Here is an 18,131-nt window from a genome sequence, read left to right as displayed (position 1 = left end):
GTCGGGGCCGGGCATACCCAGTGTCAACAGATGGACGCGCCGCTGTGGACGGAGACACACGCCCCGGAGTTGTCGGATATCCGCCAGCCGAAGGCCCGCGAACACCTGCAAGGAGCCATCGAGGAGCCGATGAACCTCCTGGTCCACGGGCCGAAAGGGAGCGGGAAGACGGCCGCTGTCCGAGCCTTTGCCCGGGAGGTCCACGAGAACCCCGACGCGGACTTCACGGAACTCAACATGGCGGACGTGTTCGACATGACGAAAAAGGAGGTCTCGAACGACCCGCGGTTCGCGTCGTTCATCGATAGTAAACGCCGCCGCGAATCCTCGAAGGCCGACCTCATCAACCACGTCCTCAAGGAGTCCGCCAGCTACTCGCCGGTGTCTGGCAGCTACAAGACCATCCTGCTCGACAACGCTGAGGGGATGCGCGAGGACTTCCAGCAGGCGCTGCGGCGGGTGATGGAGCAGTACTACGAGGCGACGCAGTTCGTCATCGCGACGCGCCAGCCCTCGGCCGTTATCCCGCCGATCCGCTCGCGGTGTTTCCCGGTCGTGATGCGTGAGCCGACCCACGAGGAAACGGCGTCCGTGCTGGAGGAGATCGTCACCGCGGAAGGCGTCGACCACGACGACGACGGCATCGAGTACGTCGCCGGCTACGCGGAAGGGGACCTCCGGACAGCAGTGCTGGCCGCCCAGACGACCGCCGAAGCCGAGGGCGAGGTGACGATGGACGCCGCGTTCGAGACGCTGAACGCCGTCGAAGCCGACGACCAGGTCGAGCAGATGATCGAAGCGGCCGAAGACGGGCGCTTTACCGACGCGCGGTCGACGCTCGACGACCTGCTCGTCGACGAGGGGTACGGCGCGTCAGATATCCTGGATGACATGTTGGACGTGGCCCGGTCGCGCTACTCCGGGGACCGACTGGCCGAGGTTCACGAGATGGCCGGCGAGACGGATATGGCGCTCGTCGACGCGGCGAACGAGCGAATCCACCTCTCACACCTCCTCGCACAACTGGGCGAGCGGTAGGGGACGGCTTTCGGGCGCTATCGCTCTATGAGGACTGTAGCGGCCGGAGCGTGCCGCTACAGCGCGTTCCCGTTCCTCGCCGAGTCACGGTACGGTGCGGTGACACGGAATCGCGGACGCTCAGCCGCCGAGGCGGCGTCAACCGCTTCGAAATCCTTTTACGCGCTTCGGCGGGTAGATACGGACAACGAACCATGGATATCGACATCATCGAGGAAGACGAGAATCCCATGTTGCACCGAACGGACGTCCGGTTCGAGGTCGTCCACGACGAAGCCACCCCCTCCCGTCTCTCTGTCCGCGACTCTCTTGCGGCCACGCTGAACAAGGACGCCGAGGAAGTCGTCATCCACAAGCTCGACACCAAGTTCGGCATGCGGAAGACGGTCGGCTACGCGAAGGTCTACGACAACCCCGAGTACGCCCGCGATGTCGAGCAGGACCACATGCTCGAACGCAACAAGATCGTCGCCGACGGCGAAGAGGAAGCGGAGGAAGCATAGATGCCACACAACGAGTACTACAGCGACGACGGCGAACTCGACCGCGAGACCTGCCCCCGGTGTGGAGACACCGTCCTTGCCGAGCACGAGGACCGCCAGCACTGCGGGAAGTGCGGCTACACCGAGTGGAAGTAAGGCCGCCCGATGCGTATTCTGGGTATCGAAGGTACCGCCTGGGCAGCCAGTGCTTCGGTGTTCGAGACGCCGGACCCGGCCCGGGTAACCGACGACGATCACGTTTTCATCGAAACTGACGCGTACGCTCCAGACAGCGGCGGCATCCACCCGCGCGAGGCCGCCGAGCACATGGGCGAGGCCATCCCGACCGTCGTCGAGACGGCCATCGAGCACGCACACGAGCGCGCGGCCGCTGGCGGTGCAAGCGATGCTGGCGGAAGTGACCCCCCAATCGACGCCGTCGCGTTCGCTCGCGGCCCAGGTCTGGGACCCTGTCTTCGCATCGTCGCCACAGCCGCCCGGGCGGTCGCCCAGCGGTTGGACGTGCCGCTGGTCGGCGTGAACCACATGGTCGCTCACCTCGAAGTGGGCCGCCATCGCTCGGGCTTCGATTCGCCGGTGTGTCTGAACGCCTCCGGCGCGAACGCCCACATCCTGGGCTACCGCAACGGCCGGTACCGCGTGTTGGGCGAGACGATGGACACCGGCGTCGGCAACGCCATCGACAAGTTCACCCGCCACATCGGCTGGTCCCATCCCGGCGGACCGAAGGTCGAACAGCACGCCCGCGACGGCGAGTACCACGAACTGCCCTACGTCGTCAAGGGGATGGACTTCTCCTTTTCGGGCATCATGAGCGCCGCCAAGCAGGCAGTCGACGACGGCGTCCCGGTAGACGACGTCTGCCGTGGCATGGAGGAGACCATCTTCGCGATGCTGACCGAAGTCTCCGAGCGGGCGCTGTCGCTGACCGGCGCTGACGAACTGGTGCTCGGCGGCGGCGTCGGCCAGAACAACCGTCTCCAGCGGATGCTCGGCGAGATGTGCGAGCAACGCGGCGCGAAGTTCTACGCCCCCGAAAACCGCTTCCTGCGGGACAACGCCGGGATGATCGCGATGCTAGGGGCGAAGATGTACGCGGCCGGCGACACCATCGCTATCGAGGACTCCCGTATCGACTCGAACTTCCGGCCCGACGAGGTGGCCGTCACCTGGCGCGGGACCGAAGAGTCGGTGGACAGCTATCGGGCGGCGGACGACGAAGTCCAGGGCGCGGAGGCGACCGTCCGCTTCGACGGGGATCGCGTCGTCAAGGAGCGCGTGCCGCGGAGCTACCGCCACCCGACGCTCGACGAGCGCCTGCGGATCGAACGCACCAGACAGGAAGCCCGGCTCACCAGCGAGGCCAGACGGAACGGCGTTCCAACGCCACTAGTGCGGGAGGTGGACCCACAGGAGGCCCGCATCGTCTTCCAGCGGGTGGGCGACGCGGACCTCCGTGAGGGTCTGTCCGAGTCACGCGTTACGAACGTGGGCCGCTGGCTCGCTCGCATCCACAACGCTGGCTTCGTCCACGGCGACCCGACGACGCGGAACGTCCGGGTCGGCAGCTGGGACCGACAGGGCGACCGGACCTTCCTCATCGATTTCGGCCTCGGCTACTACACGCAGGAGGCCGAGGACCACGCGATGGACCTCCACGTCCTCGCCCAGTCACTCGCCGGGACCGCGGACGACCCCGAGACGCTGCTGTCGGCCGCTGAGGATGCCTACCGGACTGAGAGCGACCACGCCGATTCGGTGTTCGCCAGCCTTGACGACATCGAAGGTCGGGGCCGGTATCAGTAGGGCTGTGCGGTGGCGGGGACAGTGGACACCCAGAGGAGGTAATCATACCGCGGCCTTCGGCCGCGGTTTCACGCGAATCACTCCGTGATTCGCGCTTTTTCGCCCACGTTTTTCGAGGAGTCGTCCCCGCAGCGAGCGAAGCGAGCGAGGAACGGTGACGATGAAAAAGGTGGTGGACAAATGGTTTAACCTCGGCACGAATAGAACGCAGTATGGCAGAAAAACCCCAGTCGGGAACGTTGTTCGGCGTGCCGTACAACTTCGAACGACCGAGCCTCAAGCGGTTGGTGTCGGCCTATTGGAAGCCGGGCGATGACATGCTGGTGGAGAAGCCGTTCGGCATCGGCTACACCCTGAACCTGGCGAACTGGCGCTCGTGGGTCGTGCTGGCGGTCGCCGGCGTGATGCTGTATCTCGAACGCGGCGGCAGCAGCGAGGAGTTCGAATCCGAGAGCGAGGACGAACCGGTCGAAGTCGTCGTCGACTGAGGCGATTGCGGCGTTTCGACGGCTCTTTTATCGCCGGTCGCTGTGTGCCGGTATGCTCAATTTTGTCACGACCAACCCCGGGAAGGTCCGAGAAGCGACCGAGTATCTCGACGACGAGGTCACCCAGTTCGACTTCGACTACCCGGAAGTCCAGGCCGACGACCTGAAAACGGTCGCGGCCGAGGGAGCGCGGGCGGCCTACCGAGCTGCTGACGGGCCGGTCATCGTCGACGACGCGGGGCTGTTCATCGACGCCTTCGACGGGTTCCCCGGGCCGTACTCCTCGTACGTCGAGGACACCGTCGGAGTGGAGCGCGTCTGGCGCATGACCGAGCCGGAGGACGACCGCGGCGCGGCGTTCAAGACGGTCATCGCCTACTGCGACGGCGATGGCTTCGAGGCGACGCCGGACCCAGGCGGTGTCGACCGCGAGGACCGGCGCGGACAGGACCTGGCGGCCGACGACCGCGGCACGGCGACGACGGACGAGCAGGTCGATGCCGGGGCTGACGGAAGGAACAGCGAGACAGTGCCGGTGAAGCTGTTCGAGGGGCGCGTGCCGGGCGAGATCGTCGCCCCGCGTGGCGAGGGCGGGTTCGGCTTCGACCCCATCTTCGAGCACGACGGAACGACGTTCGCGGAGATGAGCACCGAGCAGAAGAACGCGATCTCCCACCGCGGCCGGGCGTTGGCGAAGTTCGCGGAGTGGTACGGTGAGCGGTAGCGAACCGTCCGTCGAGGGATGGGGCCCATCCCTCGGAAGTTCCAGCGACGAGGGACCGACGGCGCTGGAACCCGGAGCGACAACGGTCGCGGAGTGGTACGGTGAGCGGTAGCGATATACCGGTCGTCGGCACTGGCGGAACCGCTCTGATAACCGGTGCGTCAGCGGGCATCGGCAAAGCGTTGGCACAGGCGTTCGCCGCACGCGGGCACGACGTGGTACTGGCCGCCCGGAGCGAAGAAAAGCTGGAGCGGCTGGCCGAGGACCTCGAAACGAGCGGAGTCACGGCGACACCAATTGTAATCGATCTCGACCACGCGGCAGCCGCCGAAAACCTGTACGAGGAGGTGCAGGACTGCGGTCTGGACATCGACGTGCTCGTCAACAACGTCGGGGTGGGGACCTACGGCCCGTTCGCCGAAAGCGACCTCGACGCGGAGCGGACGCAGTTGCGGCTGAACGTCATGCTCCCGGTCGAACTGACCCGGCTGTTCTTGGACGAGTTCGACGATGGCGGCGCGGTTATCAACATTGGTTCAGTCGCCGGGTTCCAGCCGGGGCCGAACCTCGCTGGCTACTACGCGAGCAAAGCGTACATCAACAGTTTCAGCGAGGCACTCGCCGAGGAGTTGCGGGAGACACCCGTAGACGTGACAGTGGTCTGTCCCGGCCCGGTCGATACGGAGTTCCAAGAGCGTGCGGGCATGTCGGACTCGACAGTCGGGTCGGTCACCACAAATACGCCCGAAGCAGTCGCAACGGCGGCCTACGAAGGGGCCGCCGCTGGCGAGACAGTCGTGATTCCGCGGCGGTCGATGCGGCTTATCGACCGACTGGTCAGGGTGACGCCGCGCTGGATCGTCCGGCGCGTCGCAGCGCTGGTCAATAAGGGCAGGTAGAGAATCAATTACGAGACTGCCATCGATACCTGTTCTCATATCGTCCCTTGTCGGACTTTCGTCTACCCTTTCTTTTTCAATATCCGAGAATTAGACTGGAACCTTATTAAACACTGTAGGAAAAAGATGGGTATGCTCACAGACCCGGTCGGACAGTACAAAGCGGTGATACGTAAATCACTTGAGGTCTTCGGCGTCGCCGGCTCCGTCGAGCGGAAAGTGCTCGCAGCCGTCGGTCTGCAGTTCGCCGCCTCGGTCGCGCTGGCAGTTGTCTCCCTGGTCGCCAGCGGGACTATCCGGTTTGTCGTCACGGGCGTGTTGCTCGCTGGCGCTATTGTCGCGTTCGCCAACACGGTGTTCATCACCCGCGAGGACTTCGTCGAACCCGTCACGGCGATGGCCGCGGGTGCGGACCACATCGCTTCCGGCGAACTCGACGTGGAACTGCCCGAGAGCGAGCGTGACGACGAGGTCGCGGAACTGCTCTCGTCGTTCCGGTCGATGCAGGCCTACCTGCTGACGGTGTCCGAGCAGGCCGACGCGCTCTCCCGACAGGAGTTCGACGCCGACATCCTCGACGAGGACGTGCCCGGGACCTTCGGACAGTCGCTGGAGAAGATGGCCGCCAGCATGGACGATTACACGACCGAACTACAGACGATGACCAGCGACCTCGAACGGCGGTCCCAGGCGCTCAACGACCTCGTCGTCGCCTTCGGTGACGCCGCCGAACGCGCGAAAGACGGGGACCTGACGGCCACTATCGACGAGGACTTCGATGCCGACGACGAGCAGTTCGACGCCGTCGTCGAGAACTACAACGACCTCGTGACGACGCTGGGGGAGACGGTCGCCACCGTCACCACGTTCGCCGAGGACGTCGACGAGACGAGCGATCACGTCACCCGGAGCGTCCAAGAGATCGACGATGCGAGCGACGAGATTTCCCGGTCGATTCAGGAGATTTCGGCCGGGGCCAGCCAACAGGCGTCGCGCCACGACGATGTCGCCTCCGAAATGAACACGCTGTCTGCCACCGTCGAGGAGATCGCCGCGACCGCTGAAAACGCCGCCGAGACCGCCGAGAAGGCGACGCAGCGAGGCCGGGAGGGGCGCGCAGACGCCGAGCAAGCTATCGATGAACTCGACGAAATGGAGGCTCGTATCGACGATATCGCCGTCGCGGTCGAGAGCCTTGTCGACCAGATCAGCGAGATCGACGACATCGTCGAGGTCATCACGGACATCGCCGAGCAGACGAACATGCTCGCGCTGAACGCCTCCATCGAGGCGGCCCGCGCGGACGTGAGCGGTGACGGGTTCGCCGTCGTCGCCGACGAGGTGAAGACGCTCGCCGAGGAGACCCGCGACGCGGCGACGGACGTGTCGGACCGCATCGAAGCGGTCCAGCACGAGGCCAGCGAGACCGTCAGCGACGTAGAGGCGACGAACCAGCAGGTGACCGACAGCGCCGCGACCATCGAGTCTGCGCTTCGGGACTTCGAGGACATCGTCGACGTGCTCGGCGAGGTCAACGCCTCGATTCAGGAGATATCGGGAGCCACTGCCGAACAGGCAGAGACCACGCAGGAGGTCGTCGATATGGTCGACGAAGTCGCGGAAGTGAGCGAACAAACCAACGAGGAGTCCGAGGCCGTCGCCGCCGCGGCCGAGGAACAGACCGCGACGATTACCGAAGTGACCAACGAAGTACAGGAGATGGCAGCCCAGACTGACGACCTGCGTGAGGTGCTCGCGGCGTTCGACGTTGCCGAGGACGCGGCCGGGCCATCGGGGACAGCCTCCACGACGGCCGTAACGACGGCTGACGACTAAGCAGGGCCACCCGCTACGCGCGTGGATCCCGGTCTGGACCGGGATACTCGCCGTCTTCGACGACGGGGTACAGTGACGCCGGGTCGAACAGACGAGCGAAGGCGTCCGGTGGTCTGACACTCAGGGACATATGACGGTTGAGCGACGCGCCGGTCCGGGCGCTCCGCAGGTCGTCCGCGTAGGAGAGCAGGTGCTGTGCGCCGCCTCGGTAGGCCGAGGCCAGCGCGGGGTGATCGCCGGCCGGGTGCTCGACGATGTCACAGTCGGGTTCGATCCGCGCCCGCCAATCGGCCGCCAGGTCGTCGTCGGCGAGGTCGGCGATAACGGCAGCGGCATCGTCTAGCAGGTGGTCACTCGCGACGAGCGTGACCCACGAGTGCCGACGGATATGGTCGATAGCGGCACGGGCATCGCTGTCTGGTCCACACAGCAGATCGGCGGCGAGGACATCGGCATCGGCGACGACACGCGCCGGCGACGACTCACGCATCGCCGTCGTCCTCCGCCCGGTGCTCGTCGAGGGCCAAACAGACAGCCTCGACCGTGGTCTGGTGGTCCGCCGCACGTTCGAACAGCGTCGCCCAGGTCATAGGGGGAGTCAGTGGCTGAACGGGCAAAAAGCCGTGCCGTCTGTCGTCCGTCGGCCGCCTGTCTGACGGGCATTTATGTCTACCGGTAGCATTCCACCCGGTACGGGCGCGCTTCCACGGCTCCAGTGGATGTCGGTGCCACTGTGTGCCATCCTATCCTCCCCAGGCGCGCCCGGACACCGCGATCCTCCCTTTCATATTCTACTCCCCCCGGCTTTCGCCGAAGACGGCGATCACTATTGACCTGAAAAGATACGACAAAGCGGGATGGGGTCCGGAATCTCAGGCTGACGCGTCGCCCCGGAGCGTCGCCCGAATATCGTCCAGTCCACCGGGGTCGGCCATGATCGCGACACTGTCGCCGGGTTCGATTTCCGTCTGTGGGAGCGGAATCGTCATCGGTTCGTGGTCCTTCCCGTGTGCGTAGATGTGAGCGTCGCCGGGGAGGTCCACCTCGACGACCCGTTTCCCGACGAACGGTGAGTCGTCGGGAATACGGATGCTCGCGACCGAGAGCTGTTCGGTCAGATCTGCGAGGACGTTGAAGTCACCGCCCAGCAGCGCCGTCTTCGCGCCGGCCGCGCCCAGCCGCTCGGGGTAGATGATCTCGTCCACGTCAGCGGCGTACTTCTCGTAGATCTCCTCGCGGTAGTCGGCGTCGATCCGCAGGACGGTCCGACAGCCGAACTCCTTGCCGATCATACAGGCGGTGAAGTTCGTGTTCAGGTCGCCCGTGAGGCCGCCGATAGCGTCTGCGGTTTCGATGCCGGCATCGATGAGGACGCTCTCCTCGTTGCCGTCACCCTGGATAGTCTCGAACCCGGTCTCCGTGGCCCGTTCGACCTTCACAGGGTCGTTGTCGACGATAACAACCTCGTGACCCTCGCTCTGCAGAATCCGTGCGGTCCGGATGCCGACGCGGCCATAGCCAACGATAACGAACTTCATGGACTACGGTACGACGGCCACCATTAAAAATGTGAACGGGTGACAGGGTGACGCGAGTTAGCCTTCTGTCGTCGCGGCTTCTTCGGTCGTGTTGTCCGTTTCGTCAGTCTCGGTACCTTCGTCAGTTTCCTCGGTTTCGTCTTCGGTCGACTCTTCGGTTTCGCCTTCGGTCGGTTCCTCAGTCTCGTCCGCTGGTGGTTCTTCGGTTTCGTTTGCGGGCGGCTCTTCGGTCTCGTTCTCAGCCGGTTCTTCAGTCTCGTTCGTGGGCGGCTCTTCGGTTTCGCCTTCGGTCGGTTCCTCAGTCTCGTCCGCTGGTGGTTCGTCGGTTTCGTTCTCAGCCGGCTCTTCAGTTTCGTTCGCGGGCGGCTCTTCGGTTTCGCCTTCGGTCGGTTCCTCAGTTTCGTTCGCAGGCGGCTCTTCGGTTTCGTTCTCAGCCGGTTCTTCAGTTTCGTTCGCGGGCGGCTCTTCGGTTTCGTTCGCGGGCGGCTCTTCAGTCTCGTTCTCAGTCGGCTCTTCAGGCACGTCGACGGCCGGCTCGATAGTGATCTCGGCGAACGCACCGTCGTCACGCGTGAAGACACTGTGGGTGTATGTATCCGGCTCAACACCGGTCGTGTCGACGGTGAACGTGACGTCAGCGGATTCGTTCGCGTCGAGGGTCACAGACTCGGAGGCCAGCGGCTGGCCACCCAGTCGGAACTCGACGGTCTGGGTCGTGTTGAAGTCGTTCGGGTTGGCGACGGTCGCGTCGACGGTGAGGTTGTCACCGGCGGTGGCGTTCGTCGGTGCGTCGAGGGTCTCCAGTGTGAAGGACTCGGAGACGGTAACGGGAGCGATCTGCCCGTCGTCGCTGGTGAAGACACCGTGGCGGTAGTCACCGAGTTCAACGCCGGTCGTGTCCGCGGAGAACTGGACGGTGGTGGTCTCGTTGGGCTCAAGCGTGACGAGCGTCCGGTCGACGACAGCCCCGCCGAACCGGAACTCCACGGATTCAGTCACCGTGGTGTTCTCGTTGTTCGTGACCGTCGCGGCCACGTCAGCGGTCGAGTTCGGTGCGACGCTCTGTGGTGCGGCCAGGGAGTCGACGGTGACCCCTGTTGCCGCGGCTTGTTCTGACGGCGATTCCTGTTGCGCTGTCACGCCCGGTACAGCCCCGACCTGTGCGGTGAGGCCGCCGACGACGAGTAGCGCAGCGAAAACGGCGAGTGTGCGAGTTCGTATCATGTTTTGATTCTGCAGTGATCGGAAGGCAATGCGGACAATGCAACGGATGAACGACACATAAACCGGCGAGACAGTTCAACAGAACATAATAACCTGCTAAGCCGTTCCCTGTTAGCGCCGGATCGGGAAAGCAAGATTGAGCGACACTTACCCGGTGGTAAATTGTTTTGCTGGTGATTAAGGTCTCGACAGATGGGAAAGCGAGCCGCCGCGAGATGCCGGAAATAAGCCGCTATTGTTGCTCAGTACAGACAGCCATGATACTATCTGACACACAAACGGCCGTCACAGCGATGCAACCGAACCATATGGAGGGCTGCCGCATCCGTGACGGCGCCCTTTCGACACCGGTTTACCCGTCGACAGTTGAGGATTCGATGAATATGCGCGTGACGTTTCTCGGGACGAGTGGGGCCGTGCCGACGACCCAGCGCAACACGAGCAGCGTCTTCGTCAATCGCGACGGCGATTACCTCCTCTTCGACTGCGGCGAGGGAACACAGCGGCAGATGATGCGCTATGGCACCGGCTTCGCTATCGACCACCTGTTCGTCACGCATCTCCACGGCGACCACGTGCTCGGGATTCCGGGGCTACTCCAGACGTGGGATTTCAACGACCGCGAACGTCCCATCGCTATCCATACGCCAGCGGGCACGCGCGGGAACATCGAACAACTCATCCGGGCAAACGGGACGACCCCCTCGTTTCCCGTCCGCATCAACGAGGTATCGGCCGGCGACGTAGTCCTCGACCGATCAGAATACGAGGTCCGCGCCATCGGGACCGCACATCGCTGTGCCAGCGTCGGCTACGTCCTCGACGAGGACGACCGGAAGGGGAAGTTCGACCGGGAGAAAGCCGAAGAGGAGTACGGCATCCCACCGGGCCCGAAGTACTCCAAGCTCCACCGCGGTGAGGCCGTCGAACACGAGGGCGAGACCATCCAGCCGGAGGCCGTCGTCGGTCCGCCCCGTCCCGGCCGGCGGTTCGTCTACACCGGCGACACGCTCCCGACAGAGAGCGTTATCGAAGCCAGCGAGGGCGCGGACCTGCTCGTCCACGACGCCACCTTCGCGGAGGACCGGAAGGAACGAGCGAAGGCGACGGCTCACTCCACTGCCCGGGAAGCTGCCGACGTGGCGCGACAGGCCGGGGCGTCGACGCTGGCGCTGACACACATCTCGACGCGCTACGCCGCCAGCGCCGACCAGCTAGTCGATGAGGCCCGCGACGCGTTCGACGGCGAGGTTGTGCTCGCGGAGGACGGGATGGAGCGGCGCGTCGAGTTCCCGGACGCCGACGAGTACCGATGAAATAGTGCAGCATTTATTGCTCGAAGCGATAGCGCTGCCATGACGCACCGATTAGTCCACGTCGGTCTGGGCGGCCAGGGGTCCACCTGGGCGACAGACGCGATTCCGCCGAACGTTCACGACGACCGAATCGAGGTCGTCGCCGCGGTCGACACCGACCCGGAACGGCACGAACTGGCCGAACGGGAACTCGGGCTGACGCCCGAGGAGTGCTACACCGACCTCGAAACCGCGCTCTCGGAGCACCCGGCGGATATCTGTTCTATCGTGACGCCGCCGTCGACCCACGAGGCCGTCGTGGAGACGGCGCTCGCCCACGATCTGCATATCATCTCGGAGAAACCGATTGCCGACACGCTAGAAGCGTCGGTTCGGGTCGCCGAGAAGGTCAACAAGGCCGGCAAGAAGATGGGGGTCACGATGAGCCACCGGTTCGACCGTGACAAGACGACGTTCCGGCGCGCTGTCGAGGAGGCCGGCGATATCGATTATCTGACGGCTCGGTACACGGGCAACGTCCGCGAGCGTGGCTTCTACGCCGACTACGTCTACGAGATGGAGAACATGCTCCTGCTCGACGGGGCAATCCACCACCTCGACATCCTCGCGTCGCTGGCCGATTCGCCTTGCGAGCGGGTGTACGCGGAGACGTGGACGCCCGAAGAGGCCGACTACGACGGTGACTGCACCGGCCTCGTGACGCTGCACTTCGCCGACGGGACCCGCGCCCAGTACGAGGGCAGTTACGCCAACGCGACGACGCTGAACGGCTGGGGACACGAGCAGTTCCGCGCCGAGTGTTCGGACCAGACGGTCCTCCTCGACCGCCGCGACGTCGAGCGGTTCCACGCCGATGCATACGACACCGGGAACTTCGAGAGCATCGGCAAGGGCGACGGCGAGACGGTGCCGCTGGCCGAGCGCCCCCACTGGAAAAACGCCTGGCTCATCGAGCAGTTCTGTGACTGGATCGACGGCGGTGACCCGATGCCGACGAACGTCGACAGCGTCCTCCAGTCGATGGCCATCGTCTTCGCCGCCATCGAGAGCAGCGAGACCGGCGAGGCCGTCGACGTGCAGGCGCTACTTGACGACACCCGCGCGAACGCCTGAGACCCCCGTCAACCGGTCGCTCTTAGACCGACTCGTCGCGGAACACGTCGCCGCGGGGCTCGTACTCCATCTCCTCACAGACAGCGGCGGCCACGTCCGCGCCCCACTCACGTTCGACGAGGTGGACGGCGAGGTCCAGCCCGGACGTGACGCCGCCACAGGTCAGGACGTCGCCGTCGTCGACGACCCGGGCATCCACCACCGTCGCGTCGGTCGCTCGCAGGTCCTCGATTGCCCCGCCGTGTGTCACCGCGGGCCGGCCGTCGAGCAGGCCGGCCCGTGACAGCACCATCCCGCCGGTACAGACGCCGGCGACAGTCGCGCCGCGGTCGTGTGCCGCCGCGACGGCCTCGGGTAGCTCCCCGCGTTCGGCCTCCGTCCAGACGCCGGCCTCGCTTCGGTCGTTCCACCCGCCGCCAGCCACGACGAGCAGGTCCGGAGTCACGGCAGCGAGCGGGCCGTCGGGCTCGACCCGGAGCCCGTGGCTCGCGATGATAGTATCGCTCCCCCGGACTGAACGGAGGGTCACGTCCCAGGCCGCGCCAAAGCGCGCTGCATTCTCGAACACCTCGTAGGGGCCGATGGCGTCCAGTTCATCGAACCCGTCGAAGCAGGCGATTGCGACAGTGTCCATGCCCAGGACACGGCTGACAGCGGCAAATAGCCCAGTGGTTGCGTGCGGATAGGTACCGTCCGACACTTCTCCGGAGCGCTCTTTGCCGACGCCGCCGAGCGAACGAGTATGCCCCATCCCTTCCACATTGTCGATGTGTTCGCACAGGAGCGATACACCGGGAACCAGCTCGCCGTCGTGACGGACGCCGGCGACCTGCACGAGGACGAGATGCAGGCCATCGCCGCCGAGATGGACTACTCCGAGACGACGTTCGTCACCGGGGAGCCGAGCGACGGCGCGTGGCCGGTCCGCATCTTCACCCCCGCGGCCGAGGTGCCCTTCGCCGGCCATCCGACGCTCGGAACGGTACAGGTCATCCGGGACCACCTGGCTGACGGGAACCCCGAAACGGTGACGCTTGACCTGCCCGTCGGCGAAGTCCCGGTGGAAGTGCGAGAGCGCGACGGCCGCGAAACCCTGTGGATGACACAGCAGTCGCCCGAGTTCGGCGAGCAGTTGGCCCACGAGGACCTCGCCGCCGTGCTCGGCCTGCCGGCTGACCGACTGGACCACGATTGGCCGGTGGAAATCGTCTCGACGGGACTGGCAACAATCGTCGTGCCGGTGGCCGACCGCGACGCGCTGGAAGCCATCGACCTGGACCGCGACGCCTACGACGCGGTGACCGGCGACCGCGACGCCAAAAACGTCTTGGCGGTCTGTCGAGAGCCGCGAAGCGAGGACAACGACCTCGCAGTCCGCGTGTTCGCGCCGTTCTACAACGTGCCGGAGGACCCCGCGACTGGCTCCTCGAACGGCTGCCTGGCCGCGTATCTCGCTCGCCACGAGATGCTCGGGAGCCCTGCCGTCGAGGGTCGTGTCGAGCAGGGCTACGAAATGGGACGCCCGTCGCTGTTGCATCTCTCGACGGCCGGCAGCGGCGAGGACATCAGCGTCCGGGTCGGCGGCAGCGTCGTCCCCGTCGCCCGCGGCGACCTGCTGTAAGCGACTGCGACAGCCCCGGTACCGGCACACTGATTTCGTCCCGTACACAACGGCGGGCTATGGATCTCGCACACACCGCGATCTGCGTCTCGGACCTCGACCGCGCAATGGAGTTCTACGACGCGCTGGGCTTCGAAGAGACAAACCGCTTCACGCTCGACGGCGTCGAGAACGTCTATCTCGGTCGGGACGGCGACGGCGACCTGCAACTGCGCTACGACCCCGACCGGACCACACCGGTCGCGCCGAACCGCGCCGACGTGGACCACATCGCGTTCACCGTCGCTGATGTCGAGGAAACCTTCGAGACGGCCATCGACGCCGGCGCTGCGCCGGTGCTCGAACCGACAGAGATCGACGCCGCCGACGCCTTTGCCGCCTTCATCGAGGATCCCGAAGGGTACACGCTAGAGTTCTACCGCTGGCTCTGAGCATCGGCGTCCGCAATAGACGAGCAGCGCTCACCCGAACAGGGAACGAACCCGACCGCGCCACAGCGCTGCCGTCCGGGTGGCGACGAGTCGAGCCGGTTCGGACACGGCGACGAGGAAACCGCCGAAGCCGACGAGACACGTCACGGCGGCCACGCTGGCAACGACAATCGGGGAGAGGCCAGCGCGCGCGAGGCCGGCGACTGCACCCGTCGTAAGTGCAAAAGAGACGCCGAGGCCGACAGCGAGATACGCCGTAACCCTGGAATCCAGCGGAATCCGCCCGAAGACGCCCCGAGCGTAGTAGAGGACGTACCCGAAGATGACAAGATTCATCACACCGTATCCGGCGGCCCCGGCGACCGCCCCGAACTCCGCCCCGAAGATCACGGGCACTGGAACGCTGAACGCCAGTCCGTAGAGTTTCGTGCGAAAGCTCACGCTCGGTTTCCCGACGCCCTCCATGGCGTGTGACGTGAGCGTCCAGAAGCCGCGAAGGATGTTCACGCCTCCGACGAGCAGGACCGTCGCCGAGAAGACGCTCTCGGAGCCGGCGAAGGCGATCCGCGCAACCACGTCGTGTGCGGCCAGCAAGTAGCCGAAAACGACGAAGGTGACGCCCGTCCCGCCGGTGACCGCCCCGTCGAGGTAGGCGAGCTGTGTGTCGCCGGCGGAGGAGTCCCCGCTGACTTTCGTGAGCAGCGGGGAGGAGAGCCGCCAGGAAATCGTCGCGCCGAAGTCGGCGAACCGGTCTGCGGCCTCGTAGATGCCGACGGCCGCCGGGGTCGCGACGACGCCCAGCACGTACACCGGCATGTTGTACGACAGGCGGTCCAGAACCTGATCCGGGACGCTCCACTTGGCGAAGTCCCAGGCGCGCTCGACGGCGTGTCGGTCCGGCAGCGTCGGGAGGACACCCAGCGCGACAGTAACGGGGACGAGCACCGCCAGTCGAACCCCGGCGACGATGAGCAGCAAGTCACCGGCGGTCGTCAGTGACGGGGCCAGCGCCAGCAGGATGCTGAGCTGGATAGCGCTTTGCGTTCCGGTGAGCCACGTCTCCGCGCTCGGGTAGCCGATAGCACCGACCAGGCTCGTCACGATCATCGACAGCGCGACGGCGAGCGCGTACAGACCGACAGGGACGAGCAGCCCCGGCGACACGACCGTATTGCGGACGATGACACCGGCCAGCGCGGCCACGGCCACACCGGCGACGAGGAGATAGCCGAGGGCGAACAGCATCGCCAGTCCGAAATACGGGCCGACGGCTTCGCCCCGTTCGCTGCCGACCTTCTGCAGCGTCTGGCTGATGCCCCGAATCGGACGGAGGACGAGCGAGACCGAGATGCTGATGAAGAAATACGTGCCGGTCGCCCCAGGCGACGTGACGAACGCGTAGACGATACCGCTGAGAACGAACAGCGTCGTTGACAGCAACGCCCCGCTGGTCGTCCGAATCGAGGAGTCCAACAGGTCTATTTCGTCGCCATCGCGCTGTTCGACCATCGATCAGTCATCAGGGCTGGGGGCGGGAAAACGGTGCGGTGGATACAGTGGTGGGAGACCAATCTATGTGCCAAAGTGGCAGCTCCGCACTCGCAGTCAGTCACAGAAAACGTCCGCTCACGGCTCATTCCGTTCGCCGTTCGCGTTTCCGGAGGTTCTCACTTCGTTCGAACCTCTCTACGCCAGGACTGGGATTTGAACCCAGAATCCCGAAAGGGAACACGCTTTCCAGGCGTGCGCCTTACCGTTCGGCCATCCTGGCACGTATCTCGAGAGTGCGAGGGCGGGCGATTAAGGGCTTTCGTTTCCGAACAGCCGAGGCTGTATGCGATATGAGGCCAGCGTCGCCCCGACACCGACGGCGACGGCGACGCCAGCTTTAGCCGGTAGCGACACCGGCGTCCCGGCCAGCAGTTCGTAGCCCTGGATCAGAACCAGAAACGCGAGGCTCCCGACGACACCCCACAGGAGGCTGGCTTTCGTTCGCGGGTCCATCAGCGCACTCCACTCCGTGCTGTTGTATCAGCTGGTGCGATACGTGCAGGCCGTCGCATACACGAAGCGGTGGTCGCCGCTGCTAAAACCCCGCCGGAATCAGCGCAGAACTCTGACGAGCGCCAGTACCGCGACGAGGGATTTCGCGAGGCGGACGCTTCGAGTCAGACGAGCACGTCGACCTCGTACCCCTCGTCGGTGAGCGCGTCGATGAGTGCATCGACGTGATCGGGGCCGCGGGTCTCCAGATCCAGTTCGACCTCGGCCGAACTCATCGCCACGTCGCGACTGGTCCGATCGTGCTCGATGCCGTAGATGTTGACCTGCTCGCGTGAGAGGACCTCGACGAGTTCCTCCAGTGCGCCGGGCCGGTCCTGGAGGACGGTCCGGATTTTGAGATAGCGGCCGGTCTCGACGAGGCCGCGCATGATGACGTTGGTCAGGGTGTTCAGGTCGATGTTCCCGCCACACAGCGCGGGGACAATCGTCTCGTCGTCCTCGAAGTCGAACTTCGCTTCCATGACGGCGGCCAGCGCGACGGCACCCGCGCCTTCGGCGAGCGTTTTCGAGCGCTCGAGTAGCGTCGTCAGGGCGACAGCGATCTCGGAGTCCGACACCGTCACGACCTCGTCGACGCGTTCGCTGATGACCTCGAACGTCTTCTCGCCGACGGTGCGAGTGGCGATGCCGTCGGCGATGGTCTCGACGCTGTCACGTTCGATGCGGTGGCCCTTCTCCAGGGATTCGGCCACGCTCGACGCCCCCTCGGCCTGAACGCCGACGACGCGGATGCTTTCGTCCTTGCCTTTGAGCGCCGTGGCGATGCCGCTGATGAGTCCGCCGCCGCCGATAGGGACGACGACCGTGTCCACGCCGGGGAGGTCCTCGTAGATCTCCAGTCCGATGGTTCCCTGGCCCGCCATCACTTTCTCGTCGTCGAAGGCGTGGACGTAGGTCCGGTCCTCCTCACGTTCGAGTTCGTGTGCGTGTTCGGCAGCCGCGTCGTAGTCGCGACCGTGCAGGACCACGTTACCGCCGTAACTCCGGGTCGCTTTCACTTTCGAGACTGGTGCCCGTTCCGGCATCACGATTTTCGAATCGACGCCGATTCGCGTGGCAGCCAGCGCCACCCCCTGAGCGTGGTTGCCGGCGCTCGCTGTGACGACGCCGGCCTCCCGTTCAGCGTCTGAGAGTGAGGCGATGCGGTTGGTCGCACCCCGTATCTTGAACGACCCCGTGCGCTGGAACAGTTCGAGCTTGAGATGGATATCCGCGCCTGTCATCGCGGAGAACGTATGCGAGTAATCGAGCGGTGTGTGTCTGGCCGTTTCAGAGACAGTGTCCTGTGCCGCGAGGACGTCCTCAAATGAGAGCATGGAAGTGGCTATTCACCGGACCATGTTATACTGTCGGCCGACCACGCGGTATCGTCGGTTGCTACAGTGGTGACTACTCGGGCACTGTACTGAAACGGAAAGGGGAGCGTGTGACTGCACGCGAGACGACGAACGCGATTAACTTAAATCCCGCCGTAGCGCGGTGAAAGTGAAAGTGCACGACGGCGTTCGGGTGGTGTTTCCCACTCTGCCA

At 65.1% G+C, this 18,131-nt stretch carries 20 protein-coding genes and 1 tRNA gene; 13 read left to right on the top strand and 8 right to left on the bottom strand.

Annotated features, from left to right (window positions below):
* Window positions 1-30: 30 nt before the first annotated feature.
* The 9 genes from ACOZ4H_RS02840 to ACOZ4H_RS02800 all read left to right on the top strand — a co-directional run bounded on the left by ACOZ4H_RS02840 (window position 31) and on the right by ACOZ4H_RS02800 (window position 7,294).
* Window positions 31-1,038, top strand: coding sequence for an AAA family ATPase (locus ACOZ4H_RS02840; RefSeq protein ID WP_424327881.1), 1,008 nt, complete (start codon window positions 31-33; stop codon window positions 1,036-1,038).
* A 194-nt stretch (window positions 1,039-1,232) separates the two neighbouring features.
* Window positions 1,233-1,541, top strand: coding sequence for a 30S ribosomal protein S24e (locus ACOZ4H_RS02835; protein ID WP_004516108.1), 309 nt, complete (start codon window positions 1,233-1,235; stop codon window positions 1,539-1,541).
* A complete protein-coding gene (locus ACOZ4H_RS02830) occupies window positions 1,542-1,676 on the top strand; it encodes a 30S ribosomal protein S27ae (RefSeq protein WP_004590578.1) in 135 nt (44 codons plus the stop codon).
* A 9-nt stretch (window positions 1,677-1,685) separates the two neighbouring features.
* Window positions 1,686-3,347, top strand: coding sequence for a bifunctional N(6)-L-threonylcarbamoyladenine synthase/serine/threonine protein kinase (locus tag ACOZ4H_RS02825; protein ID WP_424327880.1), 1,662 nt, complete (start codon window positions 1,686-1,688; stop codon window positions 3,345-3,347).
* Between the two features lie 212 nt (window positions 3,348-3,559).
* Window positions 3,560-3,835, top strand: a complete 276-nt coding sequence (locus ACOZ4H_RS02820) for a DUF5808 domain-containing protein (protein ID WP_004590574.1) — start codon at window positions 3,560-3,562, stop codon at window positions 3,833-3,835.
* A 52-nt stretch (window positions 3,836-3,887) separates the two neighbouring features.
* On the top strand, window positions 3,888-4,559 hold the full coding sequence (locus tag ACOZ4H_RS02815) for a non-canonical purine NTP pyrophosphatase (protein ID WP_424327879.1): 672 nt from the start codon (window positions 3,888-3,890) through the stop codon (window positions 4,557-4,559).
* Window positions 4,549-4,671 (top strand): hypothetical protein, encoded by a 123-nt coding sequence (locus ACOZ4H_RS02810; RefSeq protein WP_424327878.1) that lies wholly within the window; start codon window positions 4,549-4,551, stop codon window positions 4,669-4,671. The genes ACOZ4H_RS02815 and ACOZ4H_RS02810 overlap by 11 nt, the downstream gene beginning before the upstream one ends.
* On the top strand, window positions 4,661-5,458 hold the full coding sequence (locus ACOZ4H_RS02805; RefSeq protein WP_424327877.1) for an SDR family NAD(P)-dependent oxidoreductase: 798 nt from the start codon (window positions 4,661-4,663) through the stop codon (window positions 5,456-5,458). Before ACOZ4H_RS02810 ends, ACOZ4H_RS02805 begins: the two co-directional genes overlap by 11 nt.
* Window positions 5,459-5,590: 132 nt before the next feature.
* Window positions 5,591-7,294, top strand: coding sequence for a methyl-accepting chemotaxis protein (locus tag ACOZ4H_RS02800; protein ID WP_424327876.1), 1,704 nt, complete (start codon window positions 5,591-5,593; stop codon window positions 7,292-7,294).
* Window positions 7,295-7,307: 13 nt separating this feature from the next.
* Here the strand turns inward: ACOZ4H_RS02800 and ACOZ4H_RS02795 are convergent, their stop codons facing one another.
* The 3 genes from ACOZ4H_RS02795 to ACOZ4H_RS02785 form a co-directional block, all read right to left on the bottom strand.
* Window positions 7,308-7,784: a DUF7384 family protein gene (locus ACOZ4H_RS02795; RefSeq protein ID WP_424327875.1), complete on the bottom strand. Its 477-nt coding sequence runs from the start codon at window positions 7,782-7,784 to the stop codon at window positions 7,308-7,310.
* Window positions 7,785-8,166: 382 nt separating this feature from the next.
* Complete coding sequence (locus ACOZ4H_RS02790) at window positions 8,167-8,832, bottom strand: potassium channel family protein (RefSeq protein WP_424327874.1); 666 nt, start codon at window positions 8,830-8,832, stop codon at window positions 8,167-8,169.
* A 57-nt stretch (window positions 8,833-8,889) separates the two neighbouring features.
* Window positions 8,890-10,056 carry a hypothetical protein gene (locus ACOZ4H_RS02785; protein ID WP_424327873.1) on the bottom strand — a complete coding sequence of 389 codons (1,167 nt, stop codon included), beginning with the start codon at window positions 10,054-10,056 and terminating at the stop codon, window positions 8,890-8,892.
* Between the two features lie 377 nt (window positions 10,057-10,433).
* Here ACOZ4H_RS02785 and rnz point away from each other — a divergent pair, with 377 nt between their 5' ends.
* Window positions 10,434-11,372 carry a ribonuclease Z gene (rnz, locus tag ACOZ4H_RS02780; RefSeq protein WP_424330329.1) on the top strand — a complete coding sequence of 313 codons (939 nt, stop codon included), beginning with the start codon at window positions 10,434-10,436 and terminating at the stop codon, window positions 11,370-11,372.
* Between the two features lie 39 nt (window positions 11,373-11,411).
* A complete protein-coding gene (locus tag ACOZ4H_RS02775) occupies window positions 11,412-12,485 on the top strand; it encodes a Gfo/Idh/MocA family protein (RefSeq protein ID WP_424327872.1) in 1,074 nt (357 codons plus the stop codon).
* Window positions 12,486-12,507: 22 nt separating this feature from the next.
* Here ACOZ4H_RS02775 and ACOZ4H_RS02770 read toward each other — a convergent pair whose 3' ends face one another.
* Window positions 12,508-13,119: a DJ-1/PfpI family protein gene (locus ACOZ4H_RS02770; RefSeq protein WP_424327871.1), complete on the bottom strand. Its 612-nt coding sequence runs from the start codon at window positions 13,117-13,119 to the stop codon at window positions 12,508-12,510.
* 108 nt (window positions 13,120-13,227) lie between these two features.
* On the opposite strand from ACOZ4H_RS02770, the gene ACOZ4H_RS02765 reads away from it, so the two are divergent.
* Together ACOZ4H_RS02765 and ACOZ4H_RS02760 are read left to right on the top strand one after the other, a co-directional pair.
* Window positions 13,228-14,106 (top strand): PhzF family phenazine biosynthesis protein, encoded by an 879-nt coding sequence (locus ACOZ4H_RS02765; protein ID WP_424327870.1) that lies wholly within the window; start codon window positions 13,228-13,230, stop codon window positions 14,104-14,106.
* Between the two features lie 59 nt (window positions 14,107-14,165).
* A complete protein-coding gene (locus ACOZ4H_RS02760; protein ID WP_424327869.1) occupies window positions 14,166-14,537 on the top strand; it encodes a VOC family protein in 372 nt (123 codons plus the stop codon).
* A 30-nt stretch (window positions 14,538-14,567) separates the two neighbouring features.
* Here the strand turns inward: ACOZ4H_RS02760 and ACOZ4H_RS02755 are convergent, their stop codons facing one another.
* The 4 genes from ACOZ4H_RS02755 to ilvA form a co-directional block, all read right to left on the bottom strand.
* Window positions 14,568-16,046, bottom strand: a complete 1,479-nt coding sequence (locus ACOZ4H_RS02755; protein WP_424327868.1) for a transporter — start codon at window positions 16,044-16,046, stop codon at window positions 14,568-14,570.
* Between the two features lie 180 nt (window positions 16,047-16,226).
* Window positions 16,227-16,308, bottom strand: a tRNA-Ser gene (locus ACOZ4H_RS02750).
* A 29-nt stretch (window positions 16,309-16,337) separates the two neighbouring features.
* The gene (locus tag ACOZ4H_RS02745) at window positions 16,338-16,541 is read right to left on the bottom strand and encodes a hypothetical protein (protein WP_424327867.1); all 204 of its coding nucleotides are present in this window, start codon (window positions 16,539-16,541) and stop codon (window positions 16,338-16,340) included.
* 164 nt (window positions 16,542-16,705) lie between these two features.
* Window positions 16,706-17,917 (bottom strand): threonine ammonia-lyase, encoded by a 1,212-nt coding sequence (gene ilvA, locus ACOZ4H_RS02740; protein WP_424327866.1) that lies wholly within the window; start codon window positions 17,915-17,917, stop codon window positions 16,706-16,708.
* Window positions 17,918-18,131 lie beyond the last annotated feature (214 nt).

Origin of the sequence: Haloarcula amylolytica (assembly GCF_049705545.1) — an archaeon.
Classification (GTDB): Archaea; Halobacteriota; Halobacteria; order Halobacteriales; family Haloarculaceae; genus Haloarcula; species Haloarcula amylolytica_B.
This window is presented reverse-complemented; position numbering and strand designations above follow the sequence as displayed.